16 protein-coding genes are annotated in these 17,229 nt (G+C 71.9%); 9 read left to right on the forward strand and 7 right to left on the reverse strand.

Translation table 11 applies throughout. From position 1 onward, the window contains the following. The coding region (locus C1J00_RS21135) for a cation-translocating P-type ATPase (protein ID WP_146046223.1) at nt 1-2,655 on the forward strand (2,655 nt) is incomplete at its 5' end. Nucleotides 2,656-2,786: 131 nt separating this feature from the next. Here the strand turns inward: C1J00_RS21135 and C1J00_RS21140 are convergent. Further along, nucleotides 2,787-3,236: an SRPBCC family protein gene (locus C1J00_RS21140; protein WP_102910638.1), complete on the reverse strand. Its 450-nt coding sequence runs from the start codon at nt 3,234-3,236 to the stop codon at nt 2,787-2,789. Nucleotides 3,237-3,386: 150 nt separating this feature from the next. On the opposite strand from C1J00_RS21140, the gene C1J00_RS21145 reads away from it, so the two are divergent. The 3 genes from C1J00_RS21145 (at nt 3,387) to C1J00_RS21155 (ending at nt 4,779) form a co-directional block, all read left to right on the forward strand. Beyond that, on the forward strand, nt 3,387-3,830 hold the full coding sequence (locus C1J00_RS21145) for a phage holin family protein (RefSeq protein ID WP_180989634.1): 444 nt from the start codon (nt 3,387-3,389) through the stop codon (nt 3,828-3,830). Next, nucleotides 3,827-4,258 carry a DUF3618 domain-containing protein gene (locus C1J00_RS21150; protein ID WP_102910639.1) on the forward strand — a complete coding sequence of 144 codons (432 nt, stop codon included), beginning with the start codon at nt 3,827-3,829 and terminating at the stop codon, nt 4,256-4,258. Before C1J00_RS21145 ends, C1J00_RS21150 begins: the two co-directional genes overlap by 4 nt. Before the next feature lie 68 nt (nt 4,259-4,326). Continuing rightward, nucleotides 4,327-4,779 (forward strand): flavodoxin family protein, encoded by a 453-nt coding sequence (locus C1J00_RS21155; protein ID WP_245936434.1) that lies wholly within the window; start codon nt 4,327-4,329, stop codon nt 4,777-4,779. A gap of 15 nt (nt 4,780-4,794) precedes the next feature. Here the strand turns inward: C1J00_RS21155 and C1J00_RS21160 are convergent, their stop codons facing one another. Further along, a complete protein-coding gene (locus tag C1J00_RS21160; protein ID WP_439333423.1) occupies nt 4,795-5,970 on the reverse strand; it encodes a YihY/virulence factor BrkB family protein in 1,176 nt (391 codons plus the stop codon). Nucleotides 5,971-6,126: 156 nt separating this feature from the next. Here C1J00_RS21160 and C1J00_RS21165 point away from each other — a divergent pair, with 156 nt between their 5' ends. The 4 genes from C1J00_RS21165 (at nt 6,127) to C1J00_RS21180 (ending at nt 10,838) form a co-directional block, all read left to right on the forward strand. Beyond that, nucleotides 6,127-6,759, forward strand: a complete 633-nt coding sequence (locus C1J00_RS21165; protein ID WP_102910642.1) for a GNAT family N-acetyltransferase — start codon at nt 6,127-6,129, stop codon at nt 6,757-6,759. Nucleotides 6,760-6,917: 158 nt separating this feature from the next. Further along, nucleotides 6,918-7,610, forward strand: a complete 693-nt coding sequence (locus C1J00_RS21170) for a lytic polysaccharide monooxygenase auxiliary activity family 9 protein (RefSeq protein WP_180989635.1) — start codon at nt 6,918-6,920, stop codon at nt 7,608-7,610. Nucleotides 7,611-7,862: 252 nt separating this feature from the next. Then, the gene (locus tag C1J00_RS21175) at nt 7,863-9,896 is read left to right on the forward strand and encodes a DUF1996 domain-containing protein (protein WP_102910644.1); all 2,034 of its coding nucleotides are present in this window, start codon (nt 7,863-7,865) and stop codon (nt 9,894-9,896) included. 177 nt (nt 9,897-10,073) lie between these two features. Further along, nucleotides 10,074-10,838 (forward strand): sulfite exporter TauE/SafE family protein, encoded by a 765-nt coding sequence (locus tag C1J00_RS21180; RefSeq protein WP_102910645.1) that lies wholly within the window; start codon nt 10,074-10,076, stop codon nt 10,836-10,838. Between the two features lie 76 nt (nt 10,839-10,914). On the opposite strand, the gene C1J00_RS21185 is transcribed toward C1J00_RS21180, so the two are convergent. The 5 genes from C1J00_RS21185 to C1J00_RS21205 form a co-directional block, all read right to left on the reverse strand. Continuing rightward, complete coding sequence (locus C1J00_RS21185) at nt 10,915-11,685, reverse strand: YsnF/AvaK domain-containing protein (protein ID WP_102910646.1); 771 nt, start codon at nt 11,683-11,685, stop codon at nt 10,915-10,917. Nucleotides 11,686-11,785: 100 nt separating this feature from the next. After that, nucleotides 11,786-12,490, reverse strand: a complete 705-nt coding sequence (locus C1J00_RS21190) for a DUF3618 domain-containing protein (protein WP_102910647.1) — start codon at nt 12,488-12,490, stop codon at nt 11,786-11,788. Beyond that, entirely contained in the window at nt 12,466-12,831 is a 366-nt protein-coding gene (locus tag C1J00_RS21195) for a phage holin family protein (protein ID WP_245936435.1), read from the reverse strand. The genes C1J00_RS21190 and C1J00_RS21195 overlap by 25 nt, the downstream gene beginning before the upstream one ends. A 70-nt stretch (nt 12,832-12,901) precedes the next feature. Next, nucleotides 12,902-13,498 carry a hypothetical protein gene (locus C1J00_RS21200; RefSeq protein ID WP_146046224.1) on the reverse strand — a complete coding sequence of 199 codons (597 nt, stop codon included), beginning with the start codon at nt 13,496-13,498 and terminating at the stop codon, nt 12,902-12,904. A gap of 297 nt (nt 13,499-13,795) precedes the next feature. Further along, on the reverse strand, nt 13,796-16,057 hold the full coding sequence (locus C1J00_RS21205; RefSeq protein WP_102910650.1) for an MMPL family transporter: 2,262 nt from the start codon (nt 16,055-16,057) through the stop codon (nt 13,796-13,798). A gap of 312 nt (nt 16,058-16,369) precedes the next feature. On the opposite strand from C1J00_RS21205, the gene C1J00_RS21210 reads away from it, so the two are divergent. Next, nucleotides 16,370-17,229, forward strand: an 860-nt coding sequence (locus C1J00_RS21210; RefSeq protein ID WP_102910651.1) for a DMT family transporter, incomplete at its 3' end; no start/stop codon positions are given.

The following is a 17,229-nucleotide window of genomic DNA, read 5'->3' on the forward strand; positions in this document are numbered from 1 at the left end:
CCCCAGCCCCGCCTGCACATTCCCTGGCACGCCCTGGAACCCCACGAGGCCCGCGACCGGCTGCGGCGCGCCGACCACGACGGCGAGCCCCGCGGGCTCGCACTGCTCGCCGACCGCTCACGGCAACAGGCCGCACGCCTGGCCCGGCACCCGGCCGCCACCCCCGCCCGCTGGACATGGCAGGCGGCCGGCGCCGTACGCCGCGAACTCGACGACCCGCTGACCCCTGTCCTCGCCACGGGCGCCGTCGCCTCGGCCCTGCTCGGCTCGGTCGTCGACGCGCTGCTCGTCGTCGGCGCCATGGACCTCAACGCCGTGACCGGCGGACTCCAAAGACTGCGCGCCGAACAGGCCCTGGCCCGGCTCGCCGCCCGGCAACAGCCCAAGGCTCGCAAGCAGGACAGCCGCAAACGGACGGTCACCGTCGACGCCGCCCGGCTGCGGCCCGGGGACGAGATCAGCCTCGGCCCCGGCGACGTCGTACCCGCCGACGCCCGGCTGCTGGACCTCGACGGTCTGGAGGTCGACGAGTCGGCGCTCACCGGCGAGTCCCTGCCGGTGACCAAGACCGTCGAGGCCACACCCGGCGCCCCCGTGGCGCAGCGCACCTGCATGATCTTCGAGGGCACCACCGTCGTGGCCGGCCGGGCCACCGCCCTCGTCGTGGACACCGGCGACCGGACCGAGGCGGGCCGGGCCGTCTCCCTGGCCGCCCGTACCCCGCCGCCCGCCGGCGTCCAGGCCCGGCTCCAGGAACTGACCCGCAAGGCACTGCCGGTGACCTTCACGGGCGGCGCCGCCGTGACCGGGCTGTCCCTGCTGCGCGGCAGCCCCGTCCGGCGCGCCGTCAGCGGCGGCGTCGCGGTCGCCGTCGCCGCCGTACCCGAAGGGCTCCCGCTCGTCGCGACCGTCGCGCAGATGGCGGCGGCCCGTCGGCTGTCCCGCCGCGGTGTCCTGGTCCGCACCCCGCGCACCCTGGAGGCACTCGGCCGGGTCGACACCGTCTGCTTCGACAAGACCGGCACCCTCACCGAGAACAAGCTGCGCCTGGTCCGCGTCGCCACGGCCGACGGCACCGTCCTCGCCACGGACACCGACGAGGCCGCCCCCATCGTGCGTCTGGCCGCGCGCGCCTGCCCGCAGGAGGAGACGGGGGAGGGCCGCCGCGTCGCGCACGCCACCGACGAGGCCGTCCTCGACGTCGCCCCGCCCGACGAGGGCTGGGCACCCACCGGCGAACTGCCCTTCGAGACCCGCCGCGGCTACGCCGCCGCGATCGGCCGCGACGGCGCCCCGGACATGGGCGAACTCCTCGTCGTCAAGGGCGCACCCGAGACGATCCTGCCCGCCTGCCGGGATCTCCCGGCCCACGCCTGGGACACCGCCCACGAACTGGCCGGGCAAGGACTGCGCGTTCTGGCCGTCGCCCGCCGCGCCTGCCGGGCCGATGCCACCGAGGCGGAACTCGACCTGCCGCTCGCCGACCTGGAGTTCAGCGGCTTCGTCGCACTCGCCGACGTCCCGCGCGACACCTCGCACGCCCTGCTCGCGGAACTGCGCCGCTCCGGCATCCTGCCCGTCATGCTCACCGGCGACCACCCGGAGACCGCCCGCGCCATCGCCCTGCAACTGGGCTGGCCGGAGGAGACCGAGGCCGTGACCGGTGACGAACTCGTCGCCATGGAACGCCGCGAACGCGTCCGGGTGCTGCGCGGCGCGGGCGTCATCGCCCGTGTCGCACCCGAGCAGAAGCTGCACGTCGTGGAGGCGCTGCAACAGGCCGGGCGGGTCGTGGCGATGGCCGGCGACGGCGCCAACGACGCCGCCGCCATCCGGGCCGCCGACGTCGGGGTCGGCGTCGAGTCCCGCGGCTCGGCCGCCGCCCGCAACGCCGCCGACCTGGTGCTCACCACCGGCGACCTGTCCGTCCTCGTGGACGCGGTCGCCGAGGGCCGTGCCCTGTGGCGCAGTGTCGCCGACGCGGTGAGCATCCTCATCGGCGGCAACGCCGGCGAGGTCGGCTTCAGCGTCCTCGGCACGCTGCTCGCCGGTGCCTCGCCCCTGTCGACCCGTCAGCTGCTGCTGGTCAACCTGCTCACCGACATGTTCCCGGCCATGGCCGTGGCGGTCACACCCAGCAACGACCCCTCGACCGCGGAACACGCCGCGACCGGTCCCATGAGCCTCGACGTCCTCGGCGCACCCCTGCTGCGCTCCATCCGCCGCCGCGGCGTCACCACCTGCCTCGGCGCGATCACGGCCTACCTCATCGGCCGCCTCACCCCCGGCACCGAACGCCGGTCCACCACCATGGCCCTGTGCGGTGTGGTCGGCGCGCAGCTTGTGCAGACCCTCTCCGGACGGCGCCACAGCACCCTGGTCTGGGTCACGGCCCTGGGCTCGGCCGCCGTCCTCGCCGCCCTCGTCCAGACCCCCGGCGTCAGCCACTTCTTCGGCTGCACCCCGCTCGGGCCCGTGGCCTGGGCCGGCGTGGCCCTGGCCATCGCCCTGTCGGCCCTCGCTCCCCGTCTGGAGCGCCTCCCGGCCGTCCACGCCCTCTACGACTCCGCGGCACGACTCGCCCCGCGCCTCAACGACCTGGTCCGGCACGCCCGGCAGCTCTTCGAGAGCGGGATCGCCGCACCGGTGGCATAGGCGGCGAGCACAGCGGGAGGCAGCGATGGCACGGGGGGTGCGAGCACAGCGGCAGGCAGCGATGGCATGAGGGGTGCGAGCGCAGCGGGAGGCCGCCACCACGTGCAGTGGTGGCGGCCTCCCGCGCCCGGTCAGACCTGGCCGCGCCAGGCGCCCGTCTCCGCCCCGCGGGCCTCCATGAACTCCTTGAAGCGCCGCAGATCACCGGAGACCTGCCGCTTCACGAAGCCGAGCTTGTCACCCACGGATTCGGCCACGCCATGGGGATCGAAGTCCATCTGCAGCATGACCTTGGTCGTGTCGTCCTGGATGCGGTGGAAGGTCACCACACCGGCCTGCCGAGCCTCGCCGCCCACCGTGGTCCAGGCGACGCGCTCGTCCGGGACCTGCTCGGTGATCTCCGCGTCGAACTCCCGCGCCTGTCCGCCGACCTTCGTGACCCAGTGCGTGAGGGTGTCGGTGCGCTGCTCGATGCGCTCGACACCGTCCATGAACTCGGGGAAGGACTCGAACTGCGTCCACTGGTTGTACGCGGTGTGCACCGGCACGCGGACCTCGATGGATTCCTCTACCTGCGACAAGGCGATACCTCCCTTTCTCGTTCGTGAGCGGCGGACGGGTACCGGATCTCGCGGCGCTCACTCATCGTCATCACAAGTTGTCCGGCCACGTGTCCTTTCCGCCTCTCGCGGGGTACCCGGCCCGCAACCACGGACCGGGAGGTGATCGCCATGACGGACACGCACCGCACGGCCTCCGCCGCTCCCCGCACGGGAAGCGCGCCGACGGCCGGAGAAGAGCCGGTGGGCGAACTGGTGCAGCGGGCCACCGAGCAACTGACCGACCTGGTGCGCGGCGAGATGCGCCTCGCCCGAGCGGAGATGACCGAGAAGGGCAAACGCTTCGGGAAGGGCGGCGGCCTGTTCGGCGGCGCCGGTGTACTCGGCTTCGTCACCCTGCAGGCCCTGGTCGCCACGGCGATCGCCGCCCTGGCCGTACCGCTGCCGGTGTGGGCGGCGGCGCTGATCGTCACCGGCGTGCTGGCCGCCGCCACGGGCGTGGCGGCGCTGGCCGGCCGCAAGCAGGTGCGCAGCGCCGGCCGGCCCGCCCCGCAGCAGACCATCGACAACGTGAAGGCCGACGTGGCCGAGATCAAGGAGAGTGCACAGCGATGACCCAGCCTCCGCACGACGAGCCGACCGCCCGCAGCCAGGAGGAGCTGCGCGAGCAGGTCGAGCACACCCGCCACGAACTCGGTGACACGGTGCAGGCACTGGCGGACCGAGCCGACGTCAAGACCCGTGCCCGCGAGAAGGCCGGCGCGGTCAGGGAGCAGGCCGGGGCCAAGGCCCAGGCGTGGAGCGGGCAGGCCAGGACCAAGGCAGCGCACATGGCCCACACCGTGGAGGAGAAGCTGCCCGAGCCGGTGAAGCAGAAGGGCACCGCCGCTGCTCAGGGCGCGAAGGAGAAGGCCGCCCAGGCCGAGCAGGTCTGGCAGGACAAGGCCCCGCAGCAGGTGCGCGACCACCGGGCCGCCCTGCTGGCGGGCGCCGGTGCCGTACTCGTGGCCTGCCTGCTGATCCGCCGTCGCGGCAAGCGCTGAGCGTCGGCGACACCCGGCCCCCGTCGCCGCTTGCGGTGGCGGGGGCCCGCACGGCAAGGTCAGGTGCCGTGGCCACCTTGCTGATCGTCCATCACACGCCCTCGCCCCACTGCCAGGCGATGTTCGAAGCCGTCCTCTCCGGGGCGACGGACCCCGAGATCGAGGACGTCCGGGTCGTCCGCGTGCCCGCACTCTCCGCCACCGCCTCGGACGTCCTCGCCGCCGACGGCTTCCTCCTCGGCACTCCCGCGAACCTCGGCTACATGTCCGGCGCTCTCAAGCACTTCTTCGACCAGGTCTACTACCCGTGCCTGGACGCCACCCGCGGCCGCCCCTTCGGCTACTGGGTGCACGGCGGCAATGACGTCACCGGAGCGGTGCGCGGGATCGAGTCGGTGACGACCGGCCTCGGCTGGCGTCGCACCGCCGAGGCCGTGACCGTGACCGGCGAGCCGGACAAGGGCGACCTCCAGCGGTGCTGGGAACTGGGTGCCACGGTCGCCGCCGGAGTCATGGGCTGAGCCGGTCCGGACCGATCAGGTCTGTTCCAGCCGGCGACGGTCCTGCTCGTCCCACGCCCGGGTGTCACGCGGCTGGGTGTACGGCTCGGCCTCGGGCGGATGACCACCGGCGATGGCGCGCTGCCGCACTGTCTCCGCGTCGAACTCCAGGCCCAGCAGGATCGCCAGGTTGGTGATCCACAGCCACACCAGGAAGACGATGACACCGGCCATCGTGCCGTAGGTCTTGTTGTATGAGGCGAAGTTGGCGACGTAGACCGCGAAACCGGCGGACGCGACCATCCAGATCAGCAGCGCCAGCAGACTGCCGGGCGTGATCCAGCGGAACCCCTTCACCTTGGCGTTCGGGGCAGCCCAGTACAGGATCGCGATCATGAGCACGACCAGCAGGACCAGGACCGGCCACTTGGCGATCGACCACACCGTCAGCGCGGTGTCGCCGATGCCCAGCAGGTCTCCTGCCTGCTGGGCCAGCCCGCCCGTGAACACCACGATCAGCGCGCTGATGACGGCCAGCACCAGCAGCACGACCGTCACGCCGACCCGCATCGGCAGCAGTTTCCACACCGGCCGGCCCTCGGGCATGTCGTAGACGGCGTTGGCCGAGCGGATGAACGCGCCCACGTAGCCGGAGGCCGACCACACCGCCAGGACCAGACCGACGATCGCCATCAGCGAGCCGATGCCGGCGTTGCCCTGCAACTGGTCGACGGCCCGGGTGATGATGTCGCCCGCCGAGCCGGGCACGAGTTCGCGGACGTTCTCGGTCACCTTGTCCGTGGTCGACCTGCCGGTGAGGCCGAGCATCGACACCAGCACCAGCAGTGCGGGGAACAGTGCCAGCACGCCGTAGTAGGTCAGTGCGGCCGCCCGGTCGGTCAGCTCGTCGTCCTTGAACTCCCGCACGCTGCCCTTCAGGACCGCGACCCAGGACTTCCGGGGCAGGTCGGTCGGCGTGTCCGGCGCCGAACGCTCCACGGCGGGATCCGGCCCGGGCTCCTCGGAAGCGGGCGCGGGAGCTTCCCGGCTTCCCGCCTCGGGAGCTGCCTGGCCTTCCGGCCCGGTAGCTTCCCGGCCGTCCGCCTCACGAGATTCCCCGCGTTCCGCCTCGAACCCCGGGCGTGGGCTCTCCGGAGGCGGGGCCTCGGTCTCGTGCTGTTCTTTTCGTCCCGGAATATGCAGCTTCACCATGTGAGCCGGGTATCCCCGGGCGGGGGCCTTAGGCCGCTCTCGTTCAAGCCGGTCCCGGGATGCCGGTCCGCAACGCCGTGCGGCGGACCGGCCAGCCCCTCGGCCGATGTGGAATCGGACTTGAGAGAGCGCTCCCACTCCGTGCACGATGCGGCCATGACCACGTCACCCGCCATCCGCCCGTACCGCCCCGAGGACCGCCCGGCTCTCGACGACATCTGCATCCGCACCGCCCATCACGGCGGGGACAGCCGCCCCCACTATGCGGACCCGGGTATCTTCCCGGCGACCTTCGCGGCGCCGTACGTCCATCTGGAGCCGGAACTGGCCTTCGTGCTGGACGACGGGCAGGGGTGGGCGGTCGGCTACATCCTCGGCACGGCCGACACCGCGCACTTCGCCGAAGCCTTCCGCACCACGTGGCTTCCCCTGGTCGCCGGCCGCTATCCGGAGCCGCCCCGGCCGCCGCGCACCCCGGACGAGGCGATGGCGGGCCTCCTGCACGACCCCGAACGGATGGTGCTGCCCGAACTGGCCGACCACCCCGCGCACCTGCACATCGATCTGCTGCCCGACTGGCAGCGCCGCGGCTACGGAGGTCGTCTCATGCGGACGCTTCTGCGAGCACTCAAGGACAGAGGGGTGCCGGCCGTGCACCTGGCCATGGCGACCGCCAACACCCGGGCCCGGGCCTTCTACGACCGCATGGGCTTCGAGGAGATCGAGGTGCCGGATCCGAGCGAGGTCACCTACCTCGGACGCACCACGAAGGAACCGGACCGGCTCTGACCGTCACGGAAGTGGCGCAATCGAGCATTGCCGAGTCGTGCCATCGGGTACAGCCTGTGTGATATGGGAGCGCTCCCACTTCCAGTGCTCCCGCATCGAAACATGATCGAAAGCACGAGGAAACGCACGACAACCCCCACACTCGAAAGAGAGAGATCATGAATTGTCATGGTCATGATATGCGTCCTGGTCTACGCCTCCCCCGGCTCAGGTCCCGCCTGACACTCCTCCTGAGCGTGCTCGTCGCCGCGCTGCTCAGCCTGATCCCGTGGAGCGGCACCGCCGTCGCCCACGGCTCGGTCGTCGACCCTGCCTCCCGGAACTACGGCTGCTGGCTGCGCTGGGGAAGCGACTTCCAGAACCCGGAGATGGCCCGCCTGGACCCCATGTGCTGGCAGGCCTGGCGGGACAACCCCAACGCCATGTGGAACTGGAACGGCCTGTACCGCAACGGCTCCGGCGGGAACTTCCAGGCCGTCGTCCCCAACGGCCAGCTGTGCAGCGGCGGCCGGACCGAGGGAGGCCGGTACAACTCCCTCGACGCGGTCGGCGCCTGGAAAACCACGGACATCACCGGCGACTTCACGGTGAAGCTGTACGACCAGGCAAGCCATGGCGCCGACTACTTCCTGGTCTACGTCACGCGGCAGGGCTTCGACCCCACCACCCAGCCGCTGACGTGGAACGACCTTCAGCTCGTCAAGCGCACCGGCAGGTACGCGCCCAGCCAGAACTACGAGATCCCGGTGAGTACTTCGGGGCTGAGCGGCCGGCACGTCGTGTACACGATCTGGCAGGCCTCGCACATGGACCAGACCTACTTCCTGTGCAGTGACGTGAACTTCCGCTGACCTGCGTGTCCCCGCCGGACAGGGCGTCCGGCGGGGCTCGGGCCGCCTCGCGCTTCATGAGAGTTCTCCGAAAGTTTTCGAGCGGGGTGAACACGCGGGTGCTCCCGTACGTATGGGGCGAGGGGATTTTCATGCCCGGCACGCCACAAGCGCAGGAGAGCACCCTTGGGACGCAACACGCGAAGACGCCCTACCGGCCCACGACGCGCGACCTTCGCCGCATTCGCACTGATCCTGGGCGGAGGCGGCCTGATGGCCGCTAACGTCTACGCCTCGGCCACGGACGGCGGTTCGGGCGGTGACTCCGCCGCGACGCGGTCCGGCGCGGGGGTCCGGACCGCGGGCGCCACGATCGACTGCCCGGACGCCGGCAGCAAGCTGACCTCGGTCCCCGAGCAGGCGCGGGGGGAGGTCGACAAGGAACTCGCCCTCCTGGACGAGCAGATCGCCAAGGCCTACCAGCAGCTGAGCGAGTCCGCACAGCGGATGCAGCAGGATCCCGGCTTCGCCGACAACGCGATCGTGAGTCCGCTGAAGGAGAAGCGGGGCGCGACCCTCGAACGCATCGCGATCGCCATCGACCGTGTGGGGGACCGCCCCGAGGGGCTGGAGGCCCTGGCCGCCTGCACCGTGGAGGACGGCAACCAGGCTCCCGCGCAGGGCGAAGGCCAGGACGGCGGCGCCGGCGAGCAGGCCGGCGAGGAGCAGGGCCAGGCCGGCCAGGAACAGGGGAACGGCCGGGGCCAGGGCGCCAACGGCGGACAGGCGGGCAACGGCCCCGTCGCCGCCGACTTCGCGGACATCAAGAGCATCCAGCCCGATGTGAACGACCCCCGCCCCCAGGGCGACGCGTCCCGCGGCTCCTTCGCCACCAGTTGCGGCGTGAACGCGAACGGCCTGTTCAACTCCGACAACATCATCGCCGCCCCGGGCGTCACCAACGGGGCCCACCACTTCCACGACTACGTCGGCAACCAGGGCAACAATGCCTTCGCCAGCGACCAGGACCTCGCCGACGCCGAGACCAGCTGCGACGACCAGGGCGACAAGTCGTCCTACTATTGGCCCGTCGTACGCCTGCAGAACGGCACCCAGGAGCAGGACGCCGACAAGCCCGGCGGCGGCATCGAGGGCAACGCCGGCGAGATCGTCACGCCGAAGCAGGTCACGCTGACGTTCGTCGGCAACCCCCGCGAGAAGGTCACGGCCATGCCGCGCCTGCTGCGCATCATCACGGGCGACGCCAAGTCGTTCGTCAACGGCCCCGCCAACGCCAACGCCTCCTGGAGCTGCACCGGCTTCGAGGACCGGCAGCTGAAGGACAAGTACCCGCTGTGCCCCCAGGGCAGCGACGTCGTCCGCACCTTCGAGTTCCAGAGCTGCTGGGACGGCCGCAACATCGACAGCGCCAACCACCGCACCCACGTGGCGTTCGCGGACGCCGCCGGGAACTGTCCGTCCGGCTTCCGCCCCATCCCGCAGCTGGTCCAGCGCATCGTCTACGACATCGACGCGCCGAGCCTGAACGACGGCGGCCGCACGACACCGCTGTTCGCGGTCGACTCCTTCCCGGAGCAGCTGCACAAACCGGTCACGGACCACGGCGACTTCATCAACATCTTCGACGAGAAGCTGATGGGGGAGATGGTCGACTGCATCAACGACGGCCGCAGGTGCGGCGCCGGAGCGGGCGGCGGGCAGGACCCGGCCCCGGGCGAGGAGCCCCAGGAGGAGCCGACGAAGACGCCGGAGTCCCCGCAGGAGCAGCCGACCAAGACACCCGAGGTTCCTCAGGAGGAGCCGACGAAGGCCCCTGAAGCCCCGCAGGAGCAGCCGACGAAGACGCCCGGCGCTCCGCAGGGCGGGAACGCCGGCGGGAAGCCCGGTGACCAGGGCGACCGCGGTGACGACGGCAAGGGCGAGGCCCCGAAGCCGCCGGCGGACAAGCCGGCCCCCGAACCCGAGCCCGGCGACGCCTCCACGGCTCCCGCCGGCGCCGGACCCGCGGTGAAGGCGACCGCTTCGGCGGACGGCGGCAAGGCCGGTGCGCAGGGCGGCGGTTCGAAGGACGGCGTCGGCGACGACACGGACGGCCTCGGCCAGTCCCAGGCCGTCGGCACGGCGACCAGTTCCGCGCCGACCCCGTCGGCACCGTCCCGGACCGAGCCGCAGGCGGTCGGCGAGGGCGGCCTGGCCGACACCGGCGCCCAGCTTTGGCCGGCAGCGGCGGGCGCAGTCCTGGTCATCGCGGGCTTCGTCGTCCTGCGCCGGGTGCGGCGCGGCTAGGAGGCACGCTCGGGCATGAGCCGTGAACGGCGGCGGGATCCCCACCGGATCCCGCCGCCGTCGCGCGTCCCGGGCCGAGGCCCTGCTCCGGCACCCTGCGGCTGGCGCCGAACACTCCACCCTCTAGCGTGACCGCATGAACGTCATGCGGAACGGCACACGCGGCGGAGCGGCGGCGTGACGCCGTGGGAGATGGCCGCCGTGCTCGCCGCCGGCACGGGCGCCGGGGCCGTCAACGCCGTCGTCGGCTCGGGAACGCTGATCACCTTCCCGGTCCTGCTGGCCACCGGACTGCCCCCGGTCACGGCCACGGTGTCGAACGGGCTGGGCCTGGTGCCCGGTTCCATCACCGCGGCCCTCGGCTACCGCGAGGAACTGCGGGGGCAGGGCCGGCGCGTCCTGCTGCTCGGCATCGGCGCCGTACTGGGCGGCCTCGCGGGCGCCGTGCTGCTGCTGACCCTGCCCGCGTCGGCGTTCGAACGGATCGTGCCGGTCCTGGTGGGCCTCGCCCTGGTGCTGGTCGCGTGCCAGCCCTTGATCGCGAAGCGGGTGCGCCGGCGTCGCGCCGCGGGCGGTCCCGTCCGCCGCGACGGGGGCCCTCTGCTGTTCACCGGGCTGACGCTCGCCAGCGTCTACGGCGGCTATTTCTCCGCCGCGCAGGGCATCATCTACGTCTCCCTGATGGGTATGCTGCTCGACGAGACGCTCCAGCGGCTCAACGCCGTGAAGAACGTGCTGGCGGCCGTCGTCAACACGGTCGCCGCCCTGCTGTTCCTGTTCTTCGCCCACTTCGACTGGACGGCCGTCGTGCTCATCGCCGCCGGGTCAGCGCTCGGCGGCCTGATCGGAGCCAGAACGGGCCGCCGCTTCAGCCCCGCCGTCCTGCGCACCTTGATCGTGTCGGTCGGCACCGTCGCCCTCGTCCACCTGATGCTCCACTGATCTCGGCCCCGGCACGCACGCAGGGCGGCGCCCGGGAAGGATGGCCGTGGCCCTCCGCCCGGGCGCCCGCCGGAGATCAGCGACGGCGCCGCTGGTCGCCCTGCTCGTCGGTTCCCTCGGTCTCGATGCGTTCCTTGCGGACCTCGCCGGTGACGGTCTCCTCCTCCGTGACCTCTTCCGTGCTCAGGCGGACCCGCTCCTTCGGTACGGCCCTGGTCTCCACCACGGGCTGCTCCTCGTGGAGCGTGACGTCGTGTTCCGCCTCGGTGATGTCAGGCCCGGACATCGCCGTGTCACGGTTGGCGTCGGTGATCGGCTCGCGCTCGACGCGGACCTCTTCGTGGCGTACGGGGACGCTGTACTGCTGCTCTTCGGTGACGACGTACTTGCGCAGCCGCGCCCGGCCGGCCTCGCGGCGTTCGACACCGACGTGCATCTCCTCCTCGGACCGCGTCATCGCGTCGTCGGCGGTGCCGGTCGCCTGGTCGGTACCGGAGGTACGGGAGTGTGCGTCCGTCCGGCCGGCGTCCCAGTCGACGCCGTAGTACTGGTACAGGCTCTGCTCCTCCTGTTCGGACAGGTGACCGCCGGCGTCCACGTCGACGTTGGGTGCGTCCTTGACCTGGTCCTTGGCGTACGGCACCTCGAGGTGGTCCTCGACGAGGGCCGCGTCGTGGATGGGTACGAAGGACTCGCTGGTGCCGAACAGGCCCGTCCGTACGCTGACCCACTCGGGCTCGCCGGTGACGTCGTCGAAGAAGACGTGCCCGGCATTGCCGATCTTGTCGCCCCTGGCGTCATGGACCGGGTGGTCCAGCACGGTGGATATCTGGTCTCGGGTGATCATCCTGGTATCTCCTGCATTCTTGGCATCGATGAGATTGCGGCTGTCGGGTTCGGGCTGCGCCGGTGTCCGAGTACGGCAGGCCAGTCCTGCGGCGGGGTGCCTACGGTCCGGTGTCGCCGGTCTGCCCCCGTGCCTCCTCGGCCGTGGTCTGCGCGGAGCGGCGGGCCTGTTCGGTGACGTGCCCGGCTTGTTCTCCGGCCTGTTCCTTGGTGGCGCGGGCGGCTTCGGAGGCGGTGTCCTTGACCTCCTGGGCGGCCTGGCGGCCGGCCTGGGTCGCGTCCTCCTTCAGTTGCTGCGCGGACTCCAACGCGGCCTGTTTCACTGGCTCAACGGCCTGTCCGGCCCGCTCCGCGGCCTGTTCCTCGGCCTGCGAGGTGGGCAGCAGTGAGGCGGTCAGCAGTCCCGCGCCGAAGGCGATCAGGCCGGCCGCGAGCGGGTTGCCCTGCGTCTGCCGCATCGCCTGCTCAGGGGCCTGCCGTGCCGCGTCACCGGCCTGTTCGGCGGTCTGACGGGCGGCGCCGACGGCCTTCCCGGCGGCCTGGCGCGCGGTGTCCGCGGCCTGACCGGTGGACTCCTGCACCGACTGGGCGGTCTCCCGGGTGCGGTCGGCGGTCTGCCCGGAAACCTCCGCAGCGCTGCCCATCACGCGTTCCCTGACCCCGTGCAGAGCGCCGCGGACGCGCCGGGTGCGACGCCGTACCATCCGGCGGGGGCGGGCGTGGTCGGCCAGCCGGGAGACGTCCTCGGACAGTTTTTCCCTGGTGGATTCGATGTCGGCCCTTATCCGGTCGGGTGCCGTGCCCATTGCATGTCCTCCTTCAGCGTCTGGATGGTCTGCTCCGGCTTCGGCGACACGGTGCGCATCCGTGCGCGGCCCCGGCGGTAGAGGATCAGGCCGATCACCGCCCACACTCCGGTGACGATCAGCGCGGCCCATCCCAGGTCCATGACGTTGGCCAGGCCGAACATCGCCGCCAGGGTCAGGAGGACGGCCACCATGTAGCCGGCGAAACCGGCTCCGCCGAACATCCCTGCCGCTTTGCCCGCCTTGCCGGCCTCTTCCCGGATCTCGGCCTTGGCCAGTTCCGCTTCCTGGCGCAGCAGTTGCTGCACGTCCGACGTCACCGTCGAGAGCAGCTCTCCCATCGAGCCGTCCTCCTGTCCGCGGTGCTTCGGAGCGTGTCGCCGCGGTGCGTGTGGCGTGAGCGAGGACATCTCAGACCTCCCCGTGGCCCGGCGGCTCCGGCGGCGCGGCGTCCCCGGGCAACTCCTGGGTACCGGAGGCGCGCGGCGGCGCCGACCGGCCCGAGCCGGAACCGTCGGCCTTGCTGCCGGCCTTGGCGAGCCGTCCGACGGTGAACCCGGCCACGATCGCTCCGCCGAGGAAGGCGCCGGGGCGCCGGCGGGCGAAGTGCTGCAGGTCGTCGACCAGGCCGCCCACGCCCCGTGAGTCCAGGTAGTCGGCGGCGCGGTGACCGCGGTCGGCCGCCTGCGTCACGAGGCTCCTGGCGGGTGAGTCGGCGTCAGCACCGTCCGCGAGACCGGACAGGTCGTCCGCCCACTGCCGCATCACCCGCGCCCCGCGCCGCGTCTGGTTCTCGGCCTCGTCGGTGACCCGTGTGCGCAGGTCACCGGCGATCGCACCGGCCTGCGCCCTGGCCTCACCGGTGACGGCTCTGACCTGGTCGGTGGCGGTGCCGGCGACCCGGCTCGCGCCTTCCCTGGCCTGTCCGGCGGTGGCCCACGCCTCCTGTTTCGCCGTCTGCCCGGCCTGCTGAGCACGACCGGTGCTCTCGTTCGCCATATCGCTCATGGGTCCTCTCCCTCAGGCACCGCCGTGGATTCGGTCTCGTCGGGAACCGGACCGCCCGCGGCGACAAGGCATACGCCGTCCACCACCGCGCATCGGCGCGCCCGGCCGGGGACGGGGCTCGCCGCCGGCTTCTCGTGCTCCGGCTGCCGTCCCGCCCGCACCCTCCTCGATTAACCACACCTACTAGACCAAAACAGGAAAATAGGTATTTTCCGGCCCAAGAGGTTCGTAATGAAGCGCGAAGGCGTGGCAAGCAGCCGATGCCGTACGCGAGTTGGGCAGCCGGGGAGTCGCCCTTCAATGAGTCGCCGAACGCACCCCGGCCTGTGTCCCCTCGGCGTCGATGTGCGGCACCACCCGGTCCAGCCACCGCGGCATCCACCAGGCGTGCCGCCCGAGCAGTGTCATCACCGCGGGCACCATGAGCAGGCGTACGACGGTGGCGTCGATGAGCACGCTGACGGCCAGTCCCAGCCCGAGCATCTTGACCACGATGTTGTCGCTGACGATGAACGCCGCGAACACGCTCACCATGATCAGCGCGGCACACGTGATCACCCGGGCCGTGATCTCCAGGGCGTGCGCCACGGAGGCCTTGGCGTCCCCGGTGCGCAGCCATGCCTCGTGGACGCGGGACAGCAGGAAGATCTCGTAGTCCATGCTGAGGCCGAAGATGATGGCGAACATCATCATCGGCACATAGCTCTCGATGGGCACCGTGCCGTTGACGCCGAGCGCGGGACCGCCCCAGCCCCACTGGAACACCGCGACGACCACACCGTACGAGGCCGCGATCGACAGGACGTTCAGGACGGCCGCCTTGACGGCGACGAGGAGCCCCCGGAACACGGCCAGGATGATCAGGAAAGCCAGTCCGACCACGACGAGGATGATCACGATCAGCCGGGAGGCGACGATGTCGCGGAAGTCGACCTGGGCCGCCGTCGTACCGGTGACATAGCCCTTGGCGTCCGTGTCCTGGACCACGCCCGGCAGTGTGTCGTCGACGAGACGGTTGGTCAGGTCCGTGGTGGTGGCGCTCTGCGGCGACCGGGCCGGGTAGACGGTACCGATCAGGACGTCGCCGTCCTGCGTGGGCGACAGCGGGGTGACGACGGCGGCCCCCTGCACGGAGTCGAGTGACTGCTGGGCCTTCGAGGCCAGAGCGGAACGCTGCGAGGAGGACACGTTCGTCTGGTCGATGACGACGGTGAGCGGACCGTTGGATCCGGGTCCGAACGCGTCGGTCATCAGGTCGTAGGCCCGCCGGTCGGTGAAGGAGGCAGGATCGGCGCCGTCGCCGATGTGGCCGAGCTGGATGGAGAACACGGGGATCGCGAGCACCACCACGACGGCGAGACCCGCCGACAGGAACCACAGCGGTCTGCGCTCCACCCGCTGCGCGTACCGGTGCCAGGTGCCCTGCGGTGTCTCGCCCGCCCCGGTGTCGGTCTCGGCGACGGGACGGCGCACCCGGTAGCGGTCGATGCGCCGGCCGCTGAGCCCGAGCAGAGCGGGGACCAGGGTGAGCGCGCCGACGACGGCCGAGACGACGGTGACCGCCGCGGCCAGCCCGAGCAGGCCGATGAACCCCACCCCGGAGGCCGACAGGCCCGCCAGCGCGACGATCACCGTGCAGCCGGAGACCAGGACGGCGTGACCGCTGGTGGCCGTGGCCTGCCCGGCGGCCCGCACCGGGTCGGCGCCGTCCATGAGGTTCTGCCGATGGCGGGTGATCATGAACAGGGCGTAGTCGATCCCGACTCCGAGCCCGATCATGGTGGCCAGCGTGGGGGAGACCGTCGCGAAGGTGAACGCGGCGGCCAGCAGCCCGAGGATCGCCAGACCACCGACGACGCTGATCAGCGCGGTGAGCAGCGGGACGACGGCGGCGATGACAGACCCGAACCCGATCAGCAGCACGATGACGGCCACGCCGAAACCGATCAGCTCGCTCGCCCGGTCGTCGGCCGCCGGCCGGGCGAGCTCGCCGAGCGGCCCGCCGTACTCGACCTCCGCACCGGCCGACCGCAGCGGCTGCACGGCACTGTCGACCCCGTTCAGATAGTCGTCTCCGAGCGTCGAGGGCTGCACGTCGAAACGGACGGTGACGTACGCCGTCTTCTGGTCGTCGGACAACGGCCCGACGTTCTGCTGCTGCGGCTGCCCCGAGGACGAGCCCTGCGCGGACAGCGGGTTCTGGGCCGACAGGACGTGGGGCAGCTTCTCCAGGTCGGCGACCGTGGCCGAGATCTGGGAACTGAGCGCGGTCAGGGACTGCTGGTCGTCGCGCAGCACGATCTGGCTGCTGTATCCGCCTGCTTGCGGGTCGTGCGCCTTCAGCACGTCCAGGCCCTTCTGGGACTGTGCCTGGGGGAGTGAGAAGTTGTCGGAGTACTCCCCGCCGAACGCCCGGCTGACGACCTGCAGCGCCACCAGCGCCACCAGCCAGGCGATGATCACGATCACGAAGTGGCGTGCGCACCACTCGCCCAGCCGCCGCAGCACACCCCCACGCGCGGCCTTCTGCTCCCCTTCACCGGTGCGGCTGTGCGGCATGGACGTCGTCTCCTGTGTCGTCCGGGAGGTGCGATCGCGCCCATTAGATGCGCGCGGGATCACTGAGGGGCTTCAGGCACGCGGACCGCCCGGGACTCCGGTCGTCCGTGAGCGGGCTGTCGTCGCTCAGGGCGGTGTTGCGGCCGGCATCGCGGCCGGGCGGCTGCGCCGACCCTGGCGATCACGCCGCGCGGCCCGGGACGCCGCGTCACCACATCGGCTGACCACCACCGGCCGGCGCGGAATTGGTCCACCAAGCGGGCACGGAAGTGGACCCCTTTCCGGGCCGCCCGGCTGCCTAGCGTCACCTCCATGAACGTCACGACCACGCGCGGCGCCCTGCTCGCCGCGCTCGCCTGTGTCCTCGTCGGAGGGTCCTTCACCGCCAACAGCGTCCTGGGCGACTACCCCTACGCGGGCGGCCAGTTCCTGCGCTACGCACTGGCCTGCCTGCTGCTGGTGCCGGCCGCCGGGAAGGGCGCGGCCCGCCGGCTGCGGGCTCTGACACCCCGCCAGTGGGGTCGTCTCGCCCTGCTGTCGGCGGTCGGCATGGTCGGTTTCAACCTGGCCGTCATCGCCGCCGAGCGCACGGCGGAACCCGCGGTGCCCGGCGTGTTCGTGGGCTGCGCTCCGGTGGCCGTCGCCGTGCTCGTGCCCCTCCTGGACGGGCGCAGACCCCAACGGGTGGTGCTGTACGGGTCGTTGCTCGTGGCCGTCGGCGCCTTCACGGTTCAGGGCTGGGGGCGCACGGACGGCACGGGCATCGCCTTCTCCGTGTGTGCCCTGGCCGGGGAGGTCGGGTTCGCCGTGCTCGCGGTGCCCGTCCTGCGGCCGCTCGGCCCCCGGCTGCTGTCCGCCACGGTGTGCGCGGTCGCCGCGCTGGAGTCGGCGGCGGTCGGGCTGCTCGTCGACGGCGCCGGGTGGCTGCGGCGTCCGGACACCGTCGAGACGGCCGCGCTGCTGTGGCAGGCGGTGGTGGTCACCGTGGTCGGATTCGTGTGCTGGTACATCGGCATGCAGCGGATCGGTGCCGAACGCGCCACCCTCTTCTCCGGCCTCATCCCGGTCGCGGCGGCCTGCACCGCACCGCTCGTCGGCACCGGCTCCTACGGTCTCGCGCAGGCGGCGGGCAGTGCGCTGGTGGGGCTCGGCGTGGCGCTCGGGTCGGGAGC

This window comes from Streptomyces cahuitamycinicus (assembly GCF_002891435.1).
Taxonomy (GTDB): Bacteria; Actinomycetota; Actinomycetes; order Streptomycetales; family Streptomycetaceae; genus Streptomyces; species Streptomyces cahuitamycinicus.

Bases quoted from the DNA above. Each gene is read 5' to 3' on its own strand.
- C1J00_RS21145 (WP_180989634.1), top strand. From the start codon at position 3,387: ATGACGGACACGCACCGCACGGCCTCCGCCGCTCCCCGCACGGGAAGC.
- C1J00_RS21150 (WP_102910639.1), top strand. From the start codon at position 3,827: ATGACCCAGCCTCCGCACGACGAGCCGACCGCCCGCAGCCAGGAGGAG.
- C1J00_RS21160 (WP_439333423.1), bottom strand. From the start codon at position 5,970: ATGGTGAAGCTGCATATTCCGGGACGAAAAGAACAGCACGAGACCGAG.
- C1J00_RS21165 (WP_102910642.1), top strand. From the start codon at position 6,127: ATGACCACGTCACCCGCCATCCGCCCGTACCGCCCCGAGGACCGCCCG.
- C1J00_RS21170 (WP_180989635.1), top strand. From the start codon at position 6,918: ATGAATTGTCATGGTCATGATATGCGTCCTGGTCTACGCCTCCCCCGG.
- C1J00_RS21175 (WP_102910644.1), top strand. From the start codon at position 7,863: ATGGCCGCTAACGTCTACGCCTCGGCCACGGACGGCGGTTCGGGCGGT.
- C1J00_RS21185 (WP_102910646.1), bottom strand. From the start codon at position 11,685: ATGATCACCCGAGACCAGATATCCACCGTGCTGGACCACCCGGTCCAT.
- C1J00_RS21190 (WP_102910647.1), bottom strand. From the start codon at position 12,490: ATGGGCACGGCACCCGACCGGATAAGGGCCGACATCGAATCCACCAGG.
- C1J00_RS21195 (WP_245936435.1), bottom strand. From the start codon at position 12,831: ATGGGAGAGCTGCTCTCGACGGTGACGTCGGACGTGCAGCAACTGCTG.
- C1J00_RS21200 (WP_146046224.1), bottom strand. From the start codon at position 13,498: ATGAGCGATATGGCGAACGAGAGCACCGGTCGTGCTCAGCAGGCCGGG.
- C1J00_RS21205 (WP_102910650.1), bottom strand. From the start codon at position 16,057: ATGCCGCACAGCCGCACCGGTGAAGGGGAGCAGAAGGCCGCGCGTGGG.